We start from the raw sequence: 21,205 nt of genomic DNA on the forward strand, positions 1-21,205 counted from the left end.
AATTTGGTGGCTCGGGGCGGAATCGAACCACCGACACAAGGATTTTCAATCCTCTGCTCTACCGACTGAGCTACCGAGCCATCTTTTCGCTTAATTCGGAGCAAGTCCGACTTGGCGAAGGCGCGCATTATACCGTAATTCGTTTTTTGCGCTAGTGCCAAGTTACCATGTACCGAGAATACGGGAACCATAGGTGTGACGCTGCACTATCCACACGGCTGCATCAATGCACGTCCACCAATTCCACATCGAATATCAGTGTGGCATTCGGCGGGATCACGCCGCCCGCACCGCGATCACCGTAACCCAAGGCGGGTGGGATCGCCAAGCGGCGTTGACCACCGACCTTCATCCCTTCCACGCCCTGCTCCCAACCCTTGATGACCTGCCCAGCGCCCAGCGGGAATTCGAACGCTGCGCCGTGGTCGGCAGAGCTATCGAACTTCGTACCCTTGTGCTCCGGCGCAGCCTCGTCGTAGAGCCAGCCGGTGTAGTTCACCAACACCTTGTGGCCGGACGCGGCGAGTTTGCCTTCGCCAGCCTTGAGTTCGGTGACGACGAGTTCCGTGATGTTCGACGGCGGCGCAGGCGGCAACTTGGGCTTGGTGACCACGGTGTATATCAAACCGACACCTGCCAGCACCGCTGCGATTGGCAGAAAAAAGCTTTTCATGGGCGACCTCAGATTACGTAAAAGATACAGTTTGTACGCCAAGGCTCAGCTCAAACCCAGCAATTCCACGTCGAACACCAGCGTCGCATTCGGTGGGATCACGCCGCCCGCACCACGACGGCCATAACCCATCTCCGGCGGGATGATGAGGGTGCGGCTGCCGCCGACCTTCATGCCCTGCACGCCGATGTCCCAACCCGAAATGACTTGCCCTTGACCCAGCGGGAAGTCGAACGGCTCGTTACGATCGTGCGAGCTATCGAACTTCGTCCCCTTGTTCTCCGGCGCGTTCTTGTCGAACAGCCAGCCGGTGTAATGCACCGTCACCAGCTGCCCTTCCTTAGCCTCTTCACCTTCACCGACCTTGGTGTCGATGCACTCGGTATGGATCACCTTGAGCAGCTTCACATCAAACACCAGCGTCGCGTTCGGCGGAATGACGCCACCCGCACCTCGCGGCCCATAGCCCATCTCCGGTGGGATCACCAAAGTGCGCTGCCCGCCTTCCTTCATCCCTTGCACACCGACATCCCAGCCCTGAATCACGCGCCCGCCACCCAGCGGAAAATCGAACGGCTCGTTACGGTCGAGCGAGCTATCGAACTTCTTGCCCTTGTTGTCCGGGGCGCTCTCGTCGAACAGCCAGCCGGTGTAATGCACGATGACGTTCTGTCCGGCCTGCGCTTCCGCGCCTTCGCCTAGTTTGGTGTCGGTTTTAATGAGTTCGGTCATGCTGATTTCCTTTGGTTGATTTTCGTAGGGTAGGCAAAAGCACCGCGTTGCCCACCGATTTGTTCCGCGTGGGCACTTGTGCCCACCCTACATGGCTCAATAACTCCTGAAGGAAAAATATGCAACCGGAGAGTTTTCCAGCACTCCCCAATTGCGATATTCGCCACTCTCGCCATCTTGAACGGTCAGCTCAATTGCGGATTGAGCTCCTTTGATACTAACTGGACTGCAGATTGTCGATATTGGCACTCTCTTTTGCTTTGTATCTGATAGCAGCTTCTGTCTGAGTAAGTTGTAGTCCTCAGATGAAAGTTCGATTAGTGCGCAGGAAGTGTAATCCCCATGAATGTCAGGATAGCTAGCATACCTCTGTGTGACGACCCCTGACTTTGGGAAACCAATCCCAGAGACATGCTCAAACTCTTCTACATAAAATGAATCTGATGGGTAAAAAGCACCGTAAACAATGTAGGTTACGAATCCGAAAAAGGCAATGCTGACAACTTTCCAGAATCTACCCTTCCCCCACAGCCAGTAGGAAATATATCCCATAGAGGCGAAGGGAACGATTACTGCCAAGCCTAGCAGAGCAATGTATATGTAGACGTCTGGATGCTCCAGCATGGGCACTGTTAGTAACTCAACACCGGCGCCAGCCACCGTTCCGCCTCTTCCGCTGTCCAGCCCTTGCGCTGGGCGTAGTCCGCCACTTGTTCCTTATCCACCTTACCCGTAGCAAAGTATTGCGCTTTCGGATGCGAGAAGTAGAAGCCGCTCACGGCGGCGGTGGGCAGCATGGCGTAGCTTTCGGTGAGGGTGATGTCGGCGTTCTGCGGGGCTTGTAGCAGGTCGAACAGTGCGCCTTTTTCGGTGTGGTCCGGGCAGGCGGGGTAGCCGGGGGCGGGGCGGATGCCGCGATATTTCTCTTCGATCAGGCTGTCATTGTCCAAGCCTTCGTCCGCTGCGTAGCCCCAGAACTCGCGGCGCACACGGGCGTGCAGCAGTTCGGCAAAGGCTTCAGCCAAACGGTCGGCCAGTGCTTTGAGCAGGATGGCGTTGTAGTCGTCGTTCTGCTTTTCGAACTCGGCCACGCGCGCGTCGATGCCAAGGCCTGTGGTAACGGCGAACGCGCCGAGGTAGTCGGCTAAGCCGCTGTCCTTGGGCGCGACGAAGTCGGCCAAGCAGTAGTTCGGGATGCTCTCCGGCTTTTTGGTTTGCTGGCGCAGGTTGTGCCAAGTCATTGCCACGCTGCTGCGCGATTCGTCGGTGTAGATTTCAATGTCGTCAGCGTTGACGCTGTTGGCGGGGAACAGGCCAAACACGGCATTGGCGGTGAGCCAGCGCTCATCCACGATGCGCTTGAGCATGGCTTGCGCGTCGGCGAACAACTTGGTCGCTTCCTCGCCCACTACTTCGTCTTTCAGAATTTTCGGGTAGCGCCCAGCCAGCTCCCACGCTTGGAAGAACGGCGTCCAGTCGATGTACTGGGCGATTTCGGAAAGCGGGTAATCGCGGAGTTCTTTCACGCCGGTGAAAGCGGGTTTCGGCGGAACGTAATTCGCCCAATCCGTCTTGAAACCATGCGCCCGTGCCTCGCCCAGTGAGACATAGGAAGCCTTGCCCTTGCGCCCTTCGTGCTGCTCGCGCGCCGCTTGATAATCCGACTTGATCTCGGCGATGTAGCCGTCGCGCAGGGTGTCAGAGAGCAAGTTGCTGCACACGCCCACGGCGCGCGAGGCATCGGTGACGTACACCACAGTGCCGCTCGGATAGTTGGGTTCGATCTTCACGGCGGTGTGAACGCGCGAGGTGGTCGCGCCGCCGATCAGCAGCGGGATGGTAAAGCCCTGACGCTCCATCTCCTTCGCCACATGCGCCATCTCTTCCAGCGACGGGGTGATCAGGCCGGACAAGCCGATGATGTCCACCTTGTGCTCACGCGCCATGTCCAGAATCTGCTGGCACGGCACCATCACGCCCATGTTGATGACCTCGAAGTTGTTGCACTGGAGGACGACGGTGACGATGTTCTTGCCGATGTCGTGCACGTCGCCTTTCACCGTCGCCATCAAGATCTTGCCCTTGGTGCTGGTGTCGCCGGAGCGCAGTTTTTCGGCTTCGATGTAGGGAATCAGATGAGCAACGGCCTGCTTCATCACGCGGGCGGACTTCACCACCTGCGGCAGGAACATCTTGCCCGCGCCGAACAGGTCGCCGACCACGTTCATGCCGGTCATCAGCGGGCCTTCAATCACCTCGACCGGCAGCTTGGCTTGCAGACGCGCTTCTTCGGTGTCCTCCACGATGTAAGTGGTGATGCCGCGCACCAGCGCGTGGGTCAGGCGCTCTTGCACCGTGCCCTTGCGCCATTCGAGGTCTTCGACCTGCGCCTTGCCGCCACCCTTGAAGTTCTCCGCCAGCGTAACCAGTTTCTCGCCCGCGTCAGGATGGCGGTTCAGCACCACGTCCTCGACCGCCTCGCGCAGGTCTTTCGGCAGCTCTTCGTACACGCCGAGTTGACCCGCGTTGACGATGCCCATGCTCATGCCCGCTTTGATGGCGTGGTAGAGGAACACGGTGTGGATGGCTTCGCGCACTGGCTCGTTGCCTCGGAAGGAGAACGACACGTTGGACACGCCGCCGGAGATCTTGGCGTAAGGTAGGTTCTTGCGTATCCACGCGCAGGCTTCAATGAAATCCACCGCGTAGTTGTTGTGCTCTTCGATGCCCGTCGCCACCGCGAAGATGTTCGGATCGAAGATGATGTCCTCGGGCGGGAAGCCGACCTTGTTGACCAGAATGTCGTAGCTGCGCTGGCAGATCTCGATCTTGCGCTGGTAAGTGTCGGCCTGACCGGCCTCGTCGAACGCCATCACCACCGCCGCCGCGCCATAGCGGCGCACCAGCGTGGCGTACTTGATGAAGTTCTCTTCGCCTTCCTTAAGCGAGATGGAGTTGACGATGCTCTTGCCCTGCACACACTTCAGCCCAGCTTCGATGATGCTCCACTTGGAAGAGTCGATCATCAGCGGCACTTTGGAGATGTCCGGCTCGGAAGCGATGAGATTCAGGAACTTCACCATCGCGGCTTCGCCGTCGAGCATGGCTTCGTCCATGTTCACGTCGATGACTTGCGCGCCAGTTTCCACTTGCTGCTTGGCAACTTCCAGCGCCTCGTCGAACTTGCCTTCGAGGATCAATCGCTTGAACTTGGCCGAGCCGGTGACGTTGGCGCGTTCGCCGACGTTGACGAACAGCGAGCCCTCGCCGATGTTGAACGGCTCCAGCCCCGACAAGCGGCACTCGACCGGATTCGCCGGAATCTTGCGCGGCGCAATGCCCTTCACCGTCTCAGCGATGGCCTTAATGAAGGCGGGCGAGGTGCCACAGCAACCGCCGATGATGTTGAGAAAACCGCTCTCCGCCCACTCCTTGAGGTGACCTGCCATATTTTCCGGCGTGTCGTCATAGCCGGATTCGGCCAGCGGATTGGGCAGACCAGCGTTGGGGTGCGCAGAAACGTAGCAGTTGGAAACGCGCGACAATTCGGCCACATATTGGCGCAACTCTTCCGCGCCCAGCGCACAGTTCAGGCCGATGGACAGCGGTTTAGCGTGGGCCAGCGAGTTATAGAACGCTTCGGTGACCTGACCGGTGAGCGTGCGTCCGGAGGCATCCGTGATGGTGCCGGAGATCATGATGGGCAGGCTCGTGCCGCGTTCCTCGAACACCGATTGCACCGCGAAGATGGCGGCCTTGGCGTTGAGCGTGTCGAAGATGGTCTCGATCAGGATGGTGTCTGCGCCGCCATCCATAAGCCCGCGTGTCGCGTCGGAATAGTCCGCTACCAGTTGGTCGAAGCTGATGTTGCGCGCCGCCGGGTCATTCACGTCGGGTGAGATGGTGGCAGTCTTGTCGGTAGGGCCGAGCACGCCGGCGACGAAGCGCGGCTTGTCGGCGCTGGCGTATTTGTCGCACGCCTCGCGCGCCACGCGTGCACCGGCCACGTTCAACTCGTAGTTGAGCGACGACATGCCGTAAGCGTGCAGCGTGGTAGCGTTGGCGCCGAAGGTATTGGTCTCGATAATGTCTGCGCCCGCTGCCAGATATTCCTCGTGGATGGCGCGGATGACTTCCGGCTTGGTGATGACCAGCAGGTCGTTGTTGCCCTTGAGGTCACGATGCCAGTCCGCAAACCTCGTGCCGCGATAATCCGCCTCGGTCAGCTTATAGCGCTGGATCATGGTGCCCATGGCACCATCGAGGATGAGGATGCGTTGCTGGATGAGGGTTTCGATGCGGTGCGGAGTACGTGTCATGGCGGCGGTGCGGCTAAAAATGAGCGGGAATTTTACCATGCAACTCCGCCCACTCGCTCCCTAGGCTTGGTCGTCCAACGAAGGCGCATTTTCCTGACCAACTGGGGAGGTGGTCACCAACCGATAGACGATGCCACTGATGAGCAAGCCGCCGAGTAGCAAACCATAATGCAGCGGGTTGAATACTTGCCCGGTCTGAGCGGTGTTGGTGATGACTTGCACTGGCTGAATGATCATCTCGCGAATCACCGAGATCATCGCCACCTCGACGAACACCCGCACATAGACGCGCCCAGTCTGGACATAAGTGATCTCCGCCGAGATCAGCGTTGATAGCGTCCACAGCACGAACAGCGAACCTAGCGCGTGGAAGAATCCCTGGGCCGCATTGCCGCCATGCCAAGCCGAAAGCGCCGACGAGCCGAAATCCAAGATCACCATGACGCTGGCAACACCCATCGCCAAAGCAAGCAGTACGTGCAAAAAACGGTTGAAGCCATTCAATCCAGTGAGCAAGCGTTTTTCAAACATGATGTTCCTTTCAGGGTTAGCCGCCGAGGTAAGCTCGGCGAACTTCGTCGCTGCCGAGCAGCGTGGTGGCGGCATCAGCAAGGGTGATCTTGCCACTTTCCAACACGTAACCGCGTTGAGCAACTTGCAGGGCGAGCTTGGCATTCTGCTCGACCAATAGGATGGACACGCCTTGCGCCGCGATGTCGCGCACCGTCTCGAAGATCTTGGCGACCATCAGCGGTGCCAGTCCCATGCTGGGCTCGTCCAGCATCAGCAGCTTAGGGCGCGACATCAGCGCGCGCGCCATCGCCACCATCTGCTGCTCACCACCGGACAGCGTGCCCGCCAGTTGTTCGCGGCGCTCAGCCAGTCGAGGAAAGATGGTGTACATGCGATCAAGATCAGCGGCGATCTCGGCAGTGTCGCGACGAGTGTAAGCACCCATTTGCAGATTTTCAGCCACGGTCAAGCGAGCGAACACGCCGCGCCCTTCTGGCACCAGCGCCAGTCCGTCGCATACACGTTGATGCGCGGGAACACGCGCCAGATCGCTGCCGCGATAGTGGATACTGCCGGATACTGGATGCAGCAATCCGGCCAGCGTCTTCAACGCCGTAGTCTTGCCCGCGCCGTTGCTGCCGATGAGCGCGACCAATTCGCCCTCACCCACTTCGAGACTGATGCCTTTGAGCGCTTGGATGCCGCCGTAGCTGACCTTGAGATCGTTGACTTGCAGCAGCGCTCTCATGCTTCGTCTCCACCCAGATAAGCCGCGATCACGGCAGGGTTAGCACGCACTTCGTCCGGCACGCCCTCGGCGATCTTCTTGCCGTAATCCAGCACGGCCACGCGGTCGCACAAGCCCATGATGAGTTTCACGTCGTGCTCGATCAGCAGCACGGTCACACCACTGGCGCGTATGGTCTGCAACAGCGCCTTGAGGCTTTCGGTCTCGGTGGCATTCATGCCAGCGGCAGGCTCGTCCAGCGCCAGCAATTTTGGCTCGGTCGCGAGGGCGCGGGCGATCTCCAGCCGCCGCTGCTCGCCGTAGGAAAGATGCTTGGCCAACGTCTGATGCGGACGTTCGATGCCAACGTAGCGCAGCAACTCGCGGGCGCGCTGCACGATGGCGCGCTCCTCGGCACGGGTCGCGGCATTGCGGCTGAGCGCACCCCAAATGCCGGAGCGAGTCCGTACGTGGCGACCGACCATGACGTTCTCCAGCGCGGTCATGTTGGCGAACAAGCGGATGTTCTGAAAGGTGCGCGCGATGCCAGCCCCAGCCAGCACATTGGGTTTGCACTGCACGTAAGTCTTGCCGTCGAAGTTGAAAGCACCATCGTCGAGCTGATACAAGCCGGTGACAACGTTGAACAGCGTGGTCTTACCCGCGCCATTGGGGCCAATCAGGCCATAGATCTCTCCGCGCCGGATATGCAGCGACACATCAGACAGCGCCGCCAGCCCACCGAAGCGTTTGCCAATGCCCGACAGTTGCAGCAATACGTCATTGGCCGAGGTCATGGTTCTCCCCCTCGTTCAATTCGCGGCGGCGCTTGCCAGACGGCCACAATCCAGCGGGGCGTAGCAACATCACAGCGATCAGCGCCACGCCGAACAGCAGCATGCGCAAGCTTTCAGGGTCGATCAACGTCTGACCGAAGATCGCCTGTTGCAGCGGACCGGCTCCGTGGCGAAAGGCTTCCGGTAACAGCGCCAACAATAAGCCGCCCAGCACCACACCTGCGATGTTGCCCATGCCGCCCAGCACCACCATACACAGGATCATCACCGATTCGAGCAAGCCGAAACTCTCAGGGCTGACGAAGCCTTGAAAACCAGCAAACAAACCGCCGGACAGTCCACCAAAAGTAGCGCCCATGGCGAATGCCAGCAGCTTGACGTTGCGAGTGTTGATGCCCATCGCCTCGGCAGCAACCTCATCCTCGCGGATCGCCATCCAGGCACGACCGATGCGCGAGTGCTCCAACCGGCGCGAAATGAAGATCACCAAGCCAGTGAAAGCGAGGAACAGATAGAAATACAGATGCACCGACGGCAGGCTGATACCGAACAGCTCATGCGTCGCACCAAAGGAGAAACCGCTCGGCGCGATGGGGTCGATCATGCTGATGCCCTGCGGGCCGTTGGTAATGTTGACGGGCGCGTTCAGATTATTGAGGAAGATGCGGATGATCTCGCCGAAACCCAGGGTGACGATAGCCAGATAATCGCCGCGCAAACGCAAGGTCGGCGCTCCCAACAGGACACCAAAACCACACGCCAACAACGCGCCCAGCGGCAAAATCACCCACACCGGCCAGTGCAGACCGAACTGCGGCGAAGACAGCAACGCGTAGTTGTAAGCACCAACGGCAAAGAAAGCGATGTAGCCTAGATCGAGCAGGCCGGCATAACCGACCACGATGTTCAGCCCCAGTGCCAGCATGATGTAGAGCAGCGCAAAGTCAGCGATGCGCACCCAGCCGCGCCCGAGGAGTGCATCGGTTACGAATGGCAAACACAATAGGGCAAGGAACGCCCCTGCCCACAGCCAGCGAGAATCGAGCAAGTGTCGTTTCAAAAACATTTGAAGAAGAAATTTTGAAGCTGGGTCAACATCAAACAAACGACTCTACGAGCCACACGTGAATTGGGGTGTTGATTTTACTGATTTCCCGCCCACACAGGGACGAAAGCTCCAGAAAATGCGGAGAACATTTTGACAAAAATAGGATGGGTTGTAGCACAATGCAAGAGTGTGCCACCTGCACAGCCTTACCAATCCGTTAATCTGTCACTGACATACCTTGAGTTAAAGAGCCGTGAATCAGATGGAAAGAGACCATGAGTAACAGCAACAAACTTCATGAATTGAGCTTTGACGAGATCCATCATGCCTTAGCCTCGATCGAAATCCCCTCGTGCCCAGTACTTGTGACACAAGTGATGAGCGAAGCACAGAAGGACGCTCCTGATCTCGCCATTGTTGCCAAACTCATCTCGGCCGACATCGGCATGTCCGCATTCACGCTCAAGCTGGCCAACTCACCGTTTTTCCGTCGCGGTGAGGCCACCAATAGCGTGATTCAGGCTATTGCTCGCCTAGGAACTCGCAACATTGTCTGTGTCGTAGTTGCCGCAGCTCTACGTAACAGCATGAGCGGCGGCTTGTCGCCTGAGTTCTTGGAGAAGTTCTGGAATCGCGTCAGCAACATCGCCACGACCGCTGGCAGCATCGCCCGCAAGTTGCGGGGCATTTCCTCCGACAGCGCTTACACCTACGCCCTGTTCCATGATGCCGCCATCCCAGTGATGATGAAACGCTTTTCAGATTACTCATCTACATTGGACGAAGCGCTGCGCAAGAATCTGCCTCTGAGCGAACTAGAATCCGCGCGTCACAGCTGCACGCACGCGGTGGTAGGCGGCATGCTGGCAAATAGTTGGCTACTGCCAAAGAATATCGTCAAGGCGATCCGCCATCACCACGATGCAGATATCTACAACATCGAGTTGAGCATCGTCACCGACGATGAGCGTACCTTGATCGCCATCGTCCATATCGCTGAACGCCTTGCTGCCGAAATTCTGGGCGAGACCGAAATGGAGCCGAGCATTCTCTTCGATCACGCATGCAGCTATCTCGGTTTGCACGAGGACGATCTAAACGATCTCAAAGACGACCTATCCGAAATCATCTAGCAAGTTTGCAACTCCCGTGTTCTTGACACTGCCGCACAGCATCTGGATACTGCGCCCATTCCTTTACTCGGCTTGACCCTTGGACGACTTTTCGCTGGGTTCGTTATTCCTTGCCCTGATCGCCATCCTCCTTTGCTCCGGTTTCTTTTCCGCTTCAGAAACCAGCATGATGGCACTCAACCGCTACCGGCTGAACCACCTCCTACGCAAGGGCAACAAGAGTGCGCGCTTGACCTCACGGCTACTCGGCCACACAGACAAACTGCTCGGCTCCATCCTGCTCGGCAACACCTTACTCAATGTTGCGGCAGCTGTGCTCACCGACTTGATCGTACAGCGTCTGTTCGGCCATGAAGAGTGGGTGATCTTGCTCGGCACGCTGGCCATCACTTTCGTCATTCTGGTGTTCAGCGAGATCATGCCCAAGGTGATCGCCGCCAGCCATCCTGAGCGAGTCGCCTTGCCGTCCAGCTATGTACTGGCGGTGGTCATCAAACTGTTCCATCCCGTCGTTTCGGTTGCGACTGCGCTGGTGCGGCTGTTTCTATGGGCACTGCGCATCAAGGTGCAAACCGATCAGAGCAAACATAAAGGCAGCGTGGAAGAGTTGCGGATGCAGGTGCTGGAAGCGGAGCATTTCATGCCGCGCAAGCACCAGAAGATGTTGTTGAACCTAGTGGATGTGGAACGCGTCTCGGTCAATGATGTGATGGTGCCGCGCAATCAGATCGAAGCGCTCGATCTAAACGCCTCGGTCGAACAACTGAGTGAACAACTGGTAACCTGTCACCACACCCTGCTACCCGTGTACGAAGATACCTTGGACAACATCGTCGGTCTCTTGCACGTACGCCGTGCCTTGGCCTTGCTTCAGCACGAGGAATTCAGCCGCGAGGAGTTACGCGAACGCTTACAGGAACCTTATTTCATACCCGCCGACACCCGCCTGCTGACCCAGTTGCAACAATTCCAAGAACGGCACCTTCGTCTGGGCTTGATCGTGGACGAGTATGGCGAGCTACTGGGTTTGGTGACCTTGGAAAATATTCTGGAAGAGATCGTCGGCGACTTCACCACCCAAGCACCTATGCAGTCCGGCAAGATGCATCATCAACCCGATGGCAGTCTGCTGGTAGAAGGCTCGATACCGTTGCGCGACCTGAACCGTAAGTTCGGCCTGAATTTTCCGCTGGCCGTCGCCAAGACTCTGAACGGCTTAATCCTAGAACATCTGGAAGACATTCCCGAAGCTGGCACCAGCATCAAGATCGCCGACCATCCCATCGAGATCATCCAGATGCAAGATCGCGTGGTAAAGGTTGCCAAGATCTTTCCGATAAGGCCGAAAGACAGTTTTAATTAGGGCGACTTGTTCGTTCCTTTACTTTGCGGCGGATACTCGGCATGATGCACCGAGTTCCCTTACTGGGGTTGCGACATGGCAGCGGACAATAAAACCAAAAAAATCAGCGATACGCTTTACCGTTGGGAAGGTAAGGACAAAAACGGCAAACTGGTGCGCGGCGAGATGCGTGCGGCAGGCGAGGCCACTGTTTCTGCGCAATTGCGCCGCCAAAACATCAAGGTCGGCAGCATCAAGAAGGTACGCGGCTTCAACAAGCCAGTCACCGAGAAAGACATCACGCTGTTCACTCGCCAGTTGGCGACCATGCTGAAATCCGGCGTGCCCTTGCTGCAATCCTTTGACATCGTGGGTAAGGGGCACAGCAATCCGATGGTGTCGCGCCTACTGTTCGAACTCAAGACCGACGTCGAAACCGGCAATAGCTTGCAACACGCCTTCCGCAAATTCCCACTGTATTTTGATGATCTGTATTGCAATCTGATCGGCGCTGGCGAATCTGCCGGTATCCTCGATAGCGTGCTGGATCGCTTAGCGACACACCAAGAGAAGATCCTCGCCATCAAGAGCAAGATTAAGGCCGCATTGTTTTATCCCGTAGCGATCATCGCGGTGGCGTTCATCATCACCGCCATCATCATGATCTTCGTCATCCCAGCATTCAAAGAGCTGTTTAGCAGCTTTGGCGCAGACCTGCCGACACCCACCTTGGTGGTGATGGCCATGTCCGACTTCTTTGTAGCTTATTGGTGGCTGATCTTCTCGGTGGTGGGCGGCGGCATCTATGGATTCATGTATGCGTGGAAGCGTAACCGTCGGGTACAGCACTTCATGGATAAACTGCTGCTCAAGGCACCGATCTTCGGGGCGCTGATCCGTAAGGCCACGATCGCCCGCTGGACACGCACGCTTTCGACCATGTTCGCGGCAGGCGTACCCCTCGTGGAAGCGTTCGACTCCGTCGCGGGGGCAGCGGGCAACATCGTGTATTACGACGCCACTAAGCGGATCCAGCACGAAGTCACCACGGGTACCAGTCTGACCGTCGCCATGCAAAACACCGAAGTGTTTCCCAGCATGGTGCTACAGATGGTGTCCATCGGCGAAGAGGCCGGATCACTGGATGCCATGCTGAGCAAAGTGGCGGACTTCTACGACCAAGAGGTGAATGATGCCGTCGAAGCCTTGTCCAGCCTGATGGAGCCCGTAGTGATGGTCGTTCTCGGCACGCTGATTGGCGGCATGGTCGTCGCGATGTATATGCCGATCTTCAAAATGGGACAGGTTGTATAACGTGCTTGAACTGTTACAGGCATCCACGCCCGCGTTCATCGCTGTTTGCTCCACGCTCGGACTGCTGATCGGTAGCTTCCTGAATGTGGTCATTCATCGCTTCCCCAAAATGCTGGAACAACAGTGGCACGATCAATGTGCCGAACTGCATGGTCTGCAGCCAGAAGCTCACGAGCCGTACAACCTGACCGTACCGCGCTCCGCGTGCCCACATTGCGGACACAAGATATCCGCACTTGAGAATATTCCTGTATTGAGCTACCTGCTGCTGCGTGGCCGCTGTCGCGGCTGTGGCGCAGGGATTTCGCCTCGTTACCCATTAGTAGAGCTGGTCAGTGGCGCATTAAGCGGCTTGGCTGCTTGGCATTTTGGTTATGGACTGGCAGCGGCGGGAGCGCTGCTATTTATTTGGACTCTACTAGCACTCACCTTCATCGATCTTGATACTCAGTTATTGCCGGATGATCTGACTCTACCTTTGTTGTGGCTGGGATTGCTATTTAATCTGGGTGGTACATATGCCGCACTGCCGGATGCCCTCATCGGCGCCATTGCCGGTTACCTCGCGCTGTGGTGTGTATTCTGGGCTTTCAAGCTGGCGACCGGCAAGGAAGGCATGGGCTACGGTGACTTCAAGCTACTGGCGGCTGTCGGTGCTTGGCTAGGCTGGCAGATGCTACCGCTAGTCATCCTATTGTCGTCATTGGTTGGTGCGATCGTCGGCATCGCACTCATCTTCGCCGCAAAACATGGGCGCAACGTGCCCATCCCGTTCGGCCCTTATCTGGCAGGCGGCGCACTGATTGCACTGTTCGCCGGACAAGAGCTCACCCAAAACTATCTGCAACTAATCGCACCATGACATTGCGGGTTGGCCTCACCGGAGGCATCGGTAGCGGCAAAAGTACGGTCGCGGCGCTATTCTCCAAACTCGGAGCAGGTATTGTTGATACCGATGTCATCTCGCATCGTCTGACTGCCGTGGGCGGCGCAGCCATTCCCACCATCGCAGCCCATTTCGGCGCAGAAAGCCTCACCCAAGAGGGAGCGCTCAATCGAAGCTGGATGCGCAGTCAGATATTCTCCGACCCAGCATCCAAGCGACAACTGGAAGAGATTCTGCACCCCATGATCCGCACCCAAGCCAAGGCTGAAGCGGAAGCCAGCACCGCCCCTTATGTGCTGCTGGTTGTACCTTTACTGTTTGAAACCAATGGCTACCTCGAATGGCTGGATCGCACACTGGCAGTAGACTGCCCCGAGGCGACTCAGCTTACTCGCACCACCCAGCGCAGCGGTCTGGATGAAGCGACTGTCCGTGCCATCATGGCACAACAGGTGAGTCGGAATATTCGCCAGCAACGCGCCGACGATCTCATCCGCAATGATGGTGAACTGACTGATTTAGCAGCGCAAGTGGCTCGGCTGCACCAACACTATTTGACCTTATCCACAGGAAGCGATTGACGGAATTAGCTTACCCATATATCTTACGGAAAAATATAAATAATCAGTGTCCCCACGACCTGTGATCAACTACGAATTCCCCCTAAACGAGCGCGTACGCACCCTCCTTCGACTAGAAGATCTCTATGCGCGGGTGGACTACTTCATCGAGCAAGATGATGGCAAAGACCATCACATCGCCCTAGGGCTACTGTTCGAGATCATGGAAGTGGGTAGCCGCGCCGATCTCAAGTCTGACCTGTTGCAGGAACTGGAACGACAAAAGAAGCTATTGAGCGCCTTGCACAACAATCCCGAGATTTCCGAAGATGCCTTGGATGCCGTGCTGAACGAAATGGAATGCGCCAGCGCTGCTTTGTTGGCGAGTAGCGGCAAGATGGGCCAGCACATCCGCGAGAACGAGTGGTTGATGGGAATTCGTCAACGAGCCTGCATTCCAGGCGGTGCTTGCGAATTTGATCTACCCTCGTATCACTATTGGCAACATCAGTCTGCCAACATCCGGCGCAAGGCATTGAGTGACTGGCTAGAGCCCATGTTGCCGATCCGCGATGGTTTAAAGATCGTACTGCGCTTACTACGCGAAAGTGGCAAGTCTTACCACTTTACTGCGCATGCTGGCAGCTTCCAGCAGATGCAAGGTGGTCGGGTTGCGCAATTGCTGCGTATGCGTCTGAACGAAGTGCTACTGTGCATCCCCGAAGTCAGTGCCAACAAATATGCTCTCAACATCCGCTTCCTCACCGCCGACTATTCGGCCAAGAGCGTCCTGATCGATCAGGATGTGGATTTCGACTTAATCTTCTGTTCCCTGTAACATGAGCAAGACACCTGTGGTTCAGTGCCCGCACTGCGGCAAATCGGTAGAGTGGAGTGCCGAAAGTCGCTTCCGTCCATTTTGCAGCGAACGCTGCAAACTGATCGACCTCGGTCAATGGGCAAGCGAAAGCTATCGTCTGCCCGACAACACCGTCCCAGATCAGTTCGAGGAACCCTCCGGCCACGCCTGACGCAGCAACGCTATGCCATGTGCGCCATGTTGCCACGATGTTTCACTATCCTTCAGCGTCAACCCTCCCAGCGCATAGATAGGTATTGAGCAACCCGCCGCCAAGCTTGCAAAACTATCCCAACCCAGATGTGGCGCTCCAGGATGGGAGAGCGTAGGTAACACTGGGCTGAGTAATGCGAAATCGCAACCCAGTACTTCGGCTCTCCGTAACTCCTCTGCCGTATGACAGGAAGCTGCACACCACTCGACATCTGGGCGCTCATTCAGTTGCGCAAGTTGCGTGCCGGTCAGTTGCACGCCGTCCGCCCCTAACTCCCTTACCAGCTCGATGTCTCCGTTAAGCATGACTTTCGCACCGTGGGCATGAGCCAACGCAATAGTTCGAATAGCCAAGCTGCGCAGTTCGTCTTGCGGCATGCTCTTCTCACGCAGTTGCAATAGGCGCAAGCCTTGATCGAGAGCCTGCTCCAGCCGACGTAGAAATTCGCATTCCCCCAATTCGCTGGCATTGCTGATCGCGTATAAGGGTGGCAAAGACAGTGCCCGCAACACAGGTGCATTGGCAGGAAGTAAGGGCGACACATGCGCTACCGCAGAGAATGCCGAGATAGGCTGCCAGACGAACTGTTGACCCTCATGCGGATGCAACTCGCCTTGCCAAGCTGTGACTCGAAAAAAGTTGAGGCGAACCGTCGCATGCGGATAGGTGAACTGGCGCACTATCCAGGGAAAGGCGGTTTGCACAGCGATCCCCAGCTCTTCGCGCAGCTCACGCACCAACGCCACGCGAGCCGTCTCCCCAGACTCAACCTTGCCGCCAGGGAACTCCCAAAAGCCCGCCCAAATCTTGTCCGCAGGACGCTGCGCCAGCAGGAACTCTTCACCGGCTGCCGTGTTGCGAACCAACACAGCAGCGGCGACTTCAACGATTTTGGGAGATAAAGGCTGGTCAGTCATGGCTAATTACGGGGAGTCCTACCTGAGCGGGACTCCCTAGGCGTTACATCAGCTAACGACGCTGGCCGACACGTACTCGGCTACCAATCGCAGTAGCTCTTCTTCCTGGAAAGGCTTCCCGAGGTACTCATTCACACCAAGCTGGATCGCGTGTTCGCGGTGTTTTTCCGCCGTCCGAGAAGTAATCATAATGATGGGCAAGCGCTTGGTCGCAGCATCTCGGCGCAACTGCTTGGTCAGCTCGAAACCGTCCATGCGCGGCATCTCGATGTCCAACAACATCACTGTCGGCATCACACCGGCAAGCTGCTCTAGCGCATCCACACCATCTTTTGCAGTAATCACTTGATAACCCGCACGGATCAACAGACGGCTGGTGATCTTACGCACGGTGAGCGAATCATCGACCACCATCACCAGTGGCTGCGCACGTTGTGGATCGACCACTACCTTAGCAACCTTGCGTGTCGGCGCGATGCGCTGTGCCAACTGGGGCGGATTCAGGATCAAGGCCACTTGACCGTTACCCAACACGGTCGCACCGGCGATACCACGCATCCGCGCCAACTGCGGACCAATGTTCTTGACCACGACTTCGTGATTACCCGCCATTTCGTCCACATGCAAAGCGATGCGCAAATCACCACTACGCAGCAACAATATAGGGCTGTGAGAGCGGACTTCGGCCACATGCTCGGTGTCACCCAGCAGATGCGGTAGATAAGAAAGCGGGTAAGTCCGGCCTTGCCATGTCACGCTGCGTTCTTGATAGACCTTGGCCAGATCGGCAACGCGATATTGTTGCACCTGCTCAACCATCGTGGATGGAATAGCGAATAGTGCATCACCTGAGCGCACCATCAAGGTCTGCATCACTGCCAAAGTGAGCGGCAGGTGAATCACAAAGCTGGTAGCTTTGCCTGCCTCGGTGCTAACGCTGATCAGACCACCCAGCGACGAGATCTCACTGCGCACCACGTCCATACCCACACCGCGACCTGCAACCTCGGTCACCACTTCCGCCGTGGTCAGACCCGAGGTGAAAATGAGCTGAATGATCTGATCGTCCGTAACCGCCTCATCCGCTTGCAGCAAGCCCAGCTCAACACCCTTGGCGCGCAACTTTTCCAAATCAAGGCCTGCGCCGTCATCACTGAACTCGAACACAATTTCGTTGTTTTCCTGACGCAGCGAAAGTTTCACGTCGCCAATCGGCGACTTGCCACGTTCAGCTCGCACTTCAGGCGACTCCAAACCATGTACCAAGGCGTTGCGCAACAAGTGCTCGAACGGCGCAGTCATCTTTTCCAACATGGAGCGATCGAGCTCCAACTCGGTTCCACGCAACTCCAAGTTAGCCTTTTTACCTAACTCCTTACCGGTCTGCCGCACGATGCGGTACAAACGCTCGGAGATGCTGGCGAACGGCACCATGCGGATCGACATCAAGCCTTGCTGTAGTTCGCGTGACATGTGCGACTGTGCCGACAGCGCACCCGCCGTCTCGTCCAGATTTTTCAGCAAGTTCTGTTGCACCGTCTGCACGTCATGCACCGATTCGTTCATGAAGCGGGTCAGTTCCTGCAAACGGGTAAAACGGTCGAACTCCAACGGATCGAACTTTTCATCCGTGTCTTGCGCCAACGACAAGCGTGCCTGCATCTGGCTTTCCGCCTGAATCTCGATTTCGCGCAACTGACCTCGCAAACGCGTCACTGAGTCGGTCAATTCCAGCAAACCGGTCTTGAAGGCTCGCATCTCGGTTTCAATGTGCGAGCGGGTCACGCCGATTTCGCCGGCCTCGTTCACCAAACGATCGACCACATCAGAACGCACGCGTAGCACGTTGGAAAGAATCGCGCGCTCCGCGCCGATCTCCAATTGCAGAGGCAACGCCGCTTGTCCTGCGGCATCAGCTGCCGGTGCGACCGCGCCATGAAATTCGCCTCGGCGCAATTGCTCCAGCAATACTCCGAGATAGTCGAAGTGAGCGTCCAACTGATCCCAGAATGCCGCCTGCAGAAGCTCCGGCTCACTGTAATGGATGACCGAATCCTCCATGCGATGAGTCAGCTCACCCGCACGCATCGCACCTGCCATCCGCGCGCCACCTTTCAGAGTGTGCAGCGCGCGACGTAAGGTGTGTGCCAACGACACTTCTTCGGGACGTTCGCGCCAAGCGCGCAGACCTCGCCCGATTTGTGGATACAGATCATTAGACTCTTCCAAGAATAGCGGAAGCAGTTGTTCATCCACGTCATCGCGGATGTCATGGACGATGGTATCCGCACTCAGCTGCGGCACCGTGCGCGCAACTTCGGCAGGGGCAACCGTTGGCAAAGGCGGCTCTGGGATAAGTACCGCAGCCAATTCTTCAGCCTCGCTCTCCTCAGCGACCGCCTCCAAGACGGGCTCAGCTTCCAGTGGAACCTCTTCGACGTGTACCAGCTCCGAGGCCGCCATGTCTTCGGGCTCAACGACAATATCTGTCTCAGAGGCGGGTAAGACAGGCTCGGCTTGCAATGCCGCAACCAGCTCCGGCTGAGCTTCGGGCTCCTGCTTGCGGCACATGGTTTGCGTCATGCCGTCGAGAGCATCTATCGCCTGCCCGAGCAAACTAAGCTGGTCAGCTCCTATATCCAGCGGCGTGTCGATGCGCTGCTGCAACCAAAGCTCTAAGGCAGAGGCCAGCTCAGCCACGGTGGTAAAACCTAGCGTACGATTGATACCCGCCAGAGTGTGCGCTGCGCGCATGAAATCAAAGTGGATGACAGACGGGAGCGTCTCTTGCAATGCAGCCAAATGTTTACGCAGCGACAGGATGTGTTGCACCGCCTCGGTGGTCGCAATTTCGAATAGAGCGTTCGACATAGTGACTGGCCCGATCACCACTTCGCTAGGCACAGACTCAACTACTGGCTCGGCCTCGACCTCGACCAATTCGACAGGTGCGACAACAGCCACTTCATCCAACTCTTCACCGCGTTCGATCTTAGCCGCTGCTGCGAGGAGGTCTGCGCCGTCCACCACAGCGTCACCGCGCTGCTCCAACTCACCCACCCAATGCTTGAAGGCGGCCTCGGCCCGACTAAGGTATGACAGCAGTCCCGGCGTGGCAGGCTTTTCGTCCTGCAACCAACGATTCATCACCTGCTCGACCGACCAAGCGACTTCGCCTAGATCTTTAAGCCCAACCATGCGACCACTGCCTTTGAGGGTGTGGAAGCTGCGGCGGATGGTGGTCAACGGCTCACGGCTCGCGCTATGCAAAAAGCTGGTTTCCAAATGGCTGGTGATCGTAGCCAGCACTTCGCGCGCTTCTTCCAAGAAGATGTCGAGCAACTCCTTGCTTTCCGCGGCCTGAGCCACAGCATCGGAGCGCGCATTTGGCTTCGCCCACTCTTGTGGAACCACGACGGAGGGAGTGACAGTTTTCACTGCGGTCGTCGAAACTACTTGTTCTTCAGCAACGTCCGACAAGCTTGGACGCAAGTCAGTCAATTCAGCCCAAGCCGTGTCGGTCAACTGGTCATCATCGCGCCGACCATCCTGCAAATTCTGCACCACACTCTGTAACGCACTCAATGCCAGTGCATACGCGTGCAACTGTTCGTCTGTCGGGGTGACCGTCGCTTCCAAGGTTGATGCTAGTGCTGCACGCAGGGTGTCCAACACCCGTGCGGCGCGAGGCAAAGAAAGCATGTGCAAGCCACCATGGACTTGTGCCAGCCAGTGATCGACCTGCGCCAACTCTTCATGCTTGGACGTATCCTCAAAGAAGCTATTCAGTGCCTGCTCGACCAGTTGCAGATTGCTCATCATCTCGCTGGCTAGCGGCTGAATGGCGCTCTTCTCTTCAACCAAGGCTTGGTGCTCAACGACACTCGCAAGATCGGCATCACTGGCAGGCTCATTGCGTAATCTCGCCTCGATGCGCTGCATCAATGCTCGCGACTGGTCGCGGAAACCCGGATCAAGATTCGCGTAATGCTCGATGCCTCCATGCAACAGCAACAACGCCATCGCCATGTCCAATGCAACCTGTTGGAGTTGCTCTGGCTCGGAGCTGATCGTGGTTGACCAAACCTGCTCACACAGGAAATGAAGTGCATCTTGGCGCAACTGGGCAGAAAGATCGCTCAGCCGCGAAGTCTGTCCTGCAAAATCTCCGCAAGCTGCCGCATCACCCAACACGCAACGCTCCCAATTCGCTTCGGCGAGTTTGAATACTGTGCGCATCTCCTCTAGCAAAGGCGCATCGTGATCACTCTCGCTCTGCTCGGTGGCAGGGCTAGGCTCTTCCGGCAGGAAGCGATCCAGCGCGAACGCACGTTTCAACTCAGCGACTGTTTCTGTCACTTCGTGACTACGTGCGATCAGATAGAGCATCTCTGACAGCAGCGGACGTGCCTCTAGTGTCGTACCCTCGATCAGCGACTTCATCTGTAGATCGAGACGTCCCAACAGGCGCTTAGGATTCAATTCTGGCGGAATGCCCTCTAGCAACAGCGAGTCGATCAGCCCTTCGGCGACCCACCAAAGCTGACGATGCTCGTGCGGAGCGCCCTCCAACACCTGTCGAACCGCGTTGCGCATAGTCTCAAGCGCCAACAGGGGCTGATCGTGACGCAACCACTTAAGCAATGCGTGCTGATACTTGCTACGCGCCACTCTGACCACATCAGATAACACCATGGCTGGCTGCGTGGACAATAGCTCGCTCGGCAATGTCACATTCAGATTTGGGAAGAACAGCTCCGATTCCGTCGCCGTCTCTAGGCCACGAGTCTGGCGCATCTCTTGGAAACGCTGAAACAAGCGTAATGCGGCATTGTCAGCGCCATTCAACAGGCTATTGAGGTAACGCGAAACTGCGGTCAGCGCTCGACGGACGACATCCCGTTGCGCTTCCTGACTCGGTACACGGCCAGCAACGATGTCCAGCAACAGATGTTCTAATTCACTGCTATAGACCGCCAAACCATCCAGACCGAACATCCGCAGCACGCCATTGATGCGACTCAACTCGGCCACAGCCAAGGAAAGGGGAGCGTGACCGTCATCCGGAGCGGAGAAGAACTGCTCTACGCCCGCACTGACCGAGCTCAGCGCAGCATCCAGGCTGGGTTTGATCGCCTGGAGCGGCAGAGAATTAGCGTTTTCTGACAAAG

The 21,205-nt window shown here is 57.2% G+C and carries 17 protein-coding genes, 1 tRNA gene and 1 pseudogene; 7 read left to right on the forward strand and 12 right to left on the reverse strand.

Annotated elements, in window-relative coordinates:
• Positions 1 to 4: 4 nt before the first annotated feature.
• The 10 genes and pseudogenes from OYT1_RS12325 to OYT1_RS12365 form a co-directional block, all read right to left on the reverse strand.
• Positions 5 to 80, reverse strand: a tRNA-Phe gene (locus OYT1_RS12325).
• Positions 81 to 223: 143 nt separating this feature from the next.
• Positions 224 to 673 carry an FKBP-type peptidyl-prolyl cis-trans isomerase gene (locus OYT1_RS12330; RefSeq protein ID WP_084611973.1) on the reverse strand — a complete coding sequence of 150 codons (450 nt, stop codon included), beginning with the start codon at positions 671 to 673 and terminating at the stop codon, positions 224 to 226.
• A 45-nt stretch (positions 674 to 718) separates the two neighbouring features.
• Positions 719 to 1,093 carry an FKBP-type peptidyl-prolyl cis-trans isomerase gene (locus tag OYT1_RS14125; RefSeq protein WP_408608789.1) on the reverse strand — a complete coding sequence of 125 codons (375 nt, stop codon included), beginning with the start codon at positions 1,091 to 1,093 and terminating at the stop codon, positions 719 to 721.
• Positions 1,094 to 1,129: 36 nt separating this feature from the next.
• Positions 1,130 to 1,405: pseudogene (locus tag OYT1_RS14130) on the reverse strand (FKBP-type peptidyl-prolyl cis-trans isomerase); the annotation flags it as partial.
• A 96-nt stretch (positions 1,406 to 1,501) separates the two neighbouring features.
• Positions 1,502 to 2,065: a hypothetical protein gene (locus OYT1_RS12340; protein ID WP_145983722.1), complete on the reverse strand. Its 564-nt coding sequence runs from the start codon at positions 2,063 to 2,065 to the stop codon at positions 1,502 to 1,504.
• Entirely contained in the window at positions 2,038 to 5,763 is a 3,726-nt protein-coding gene (metH, locus tag OYT1_RS12345; RefSeq protein WP_408608772.1) for a methionine synthase, read from the reverse strand. The genes OYT1_RS12340 and metH overlap by 28 nt, the downstream gene beginning before the upstream one ends.
• 21 nt (positions 5,764 to 5,784) lie before the next feature.
• Complete coding sequence (locus OYT1_RS12350) at positions 5,785 to 6,255, reverse strand: phosphate-starvation-inducible PsiE family protein (protein WP_062626537.1); 471 nt, start codon at positions 6,253 to 6,255, stop codon at positions 5,785 to 5,787.
• Positions 6,256 to 6,271: 16 nt separating this feature from the next.
• Complete coding sequence (locus OYT1_RS12355) at positions 6,272 to 6,985, reverse strand: ABC transporter ATP-binding protein (protein ID WP_062626536.1); 714 nt, start codon at positions 6,983 to 6,985, stop codon at positions 6,272 to 6,274.
• Complete coding sequence (locus OYT1_RS12360; protein ID WP_062626535.1) at positions 6,982 to 7,761, reverse strand: ABC transporter ATP-binding protein; 780 nt, start codon at positions 7,759 to 7,761, stop codon at positions 6,982 to 6,984. The genes OYT1_RS12355 and OYT1_RS12360 overlap by 4 nt, the downstream gene beginning before the upstream one ends.
• Positions 7,745 to 8,827, reverse strand: coding sequence for an ABC transporter permease subunit (locus OYT1_RS12365; protein WP_062626534.1), 1,083 nt, complete (start codon positions 8,825 to 8,827; stop codon positions 7,745 to 7,747). Before OYT1_RS12365 ends, OYT1_RS12360 begins: the two co-directional genes overlap by 17 nt.
• A gap of 257 nt (positions 8,828 to 9,084) precedes the next feature.
• Here OYT1_RS12365 and OYT1_RS12370 point away from each other — a divergent pair, with 257 nt between their 5' ends.
• From OYT1_RS12370 to yacG, 7 genes are all read left to right on the forward strand, one after another.
• On the forward strand, positions 9,085 to 9,942 hold the full coding sequence (locus OYT1_RS12370; protein WP_062626533.1) for an HDOD domain-containing protein: 858 nt from the start codon (positions 9,085 to 9,087) through the stop codon (positions 9,940 to 9,942).
• Between the two features lie 79 nt (positions 9,943 to 10,021).
• A complete protein-coding gene (locus OYT1_RS12375) occupies positions 10,022 to 11,305 on the forward strand; it encodes an HlyC/CorC family transporter (RefSeq protein WP_062626532.1) in 1,284 nt (427 codons plus the stop codon).
• A gap of 75 nt (positions 11,306 to 11,380) precedes the next feature.
• Positions 11,381 to 12,598, forward strand: a complete 1,218-nt coding sequence (locus OYT1_RS12380) for a type II secretion system F family protein (RefSeq protein WP_062626531.1) — start codon at positions 11,381 to 11,383, stop codon at positions 12,596 to 12,598.
• A 1-nt stretch (position 12,599) separates the two neighbouring features.
• Entirely contained in the window at positions 12,600 to 13,460 is an 861-nt protein-coding gene (locus OYT1_RS12385; RefSeq protein WP_062626530.1) for a prepilin peptidase, read from the forward strand.
• The gene (gene coaE / locus OYT1_RS12390; protein WP_062626529.1) at positions 13,457 to 14,065 is read left to right on the forward strand and encodes a dephospho-CoA kinase; all 609 of its coding nucleotides are present in this window, start codon (positions 13,457 to 13,459) and stop codon (positions 14,063 to 14,065) included. Before OYT1_RS12385 ends, coaE begins: the two co-directional genes overlap by 4 nt.
• Positions 14,066 to 14,126: 61 nt before the next feature.
• Positions 14,127 to 14,882, forward strand: coding sequence for a cell division protein ZapD (gene zapD / locus OYT1_RS12395; RefSeq protein ID WP_062626528.1), 756 nt, complete (start codon positions 14,127 to 14,129; stop codon positions 14,880 to 14,882).
• A gap of 1 nt (position 14,883) precedes the next feature.
• The gene (gene yacG / locus OYT1_RS12400) at positions 14,884 to 15,075 is read left to right on the forward strand and encodes a DNA gyrase inhibitor YacG (RefSeq protein ID WP_084611972.1); all 192 of its coding nucleotides are present in this window, start codon (positions 14,884 to 14,886) and stop codon (positions 15,073 to 15,075) included.
• On the opposite strand, the gene OYT1_RS12405 is transcribed toward yacG, so the two are convergent.
• Both OYT1_RS12405 and OYT1_RS12410 read right to left on the reverse strand, forming a co-directional pair.
• On the reverse strand, positions 15,045 to 16,034 hold the full coding sequence (locus OYT1_RS12405) for a Nudix family hydrolase (protein WP_062626527.1): 990 nt from the start codon (positions 16,032 to 16,034) through the stop codon (positions 15,045 to 15,047). The genes yacG and OYT1_RS12405 overlap by 31 nt on opposite strands.
• 48 nt (positions 16,035 to 16,082) lie before the next feature.
• Positions 16,083 to 21,203 carry a hybrid sensor histidine kinase/response regulator gene (locus tag OYT1_RS12410; RefSeq protein ID WP_062626526.1) on the reverse strand — a complete coding sequence of 1,707 codons (5,121 nt, stop codon included), beginning with the start codon at positions 21,201 to 21,203 and terminating at the stop codon, positions 16,083 to 16,085.
• Positions 21,204 to 21,205 lie beyond the last annotated feature (2 nt).

It is taken from the genome of Ferriphaselus amnicola (genome assembly GCF_000974685.2).
Taxonomy (GTDB): domain Bacteria; phylum Pseudomonadota; class Gammaproteobacteria; order Burkholderiales; family Gallionellaceae; genus Ferriphaselus; species Ferriphaselus amnicola.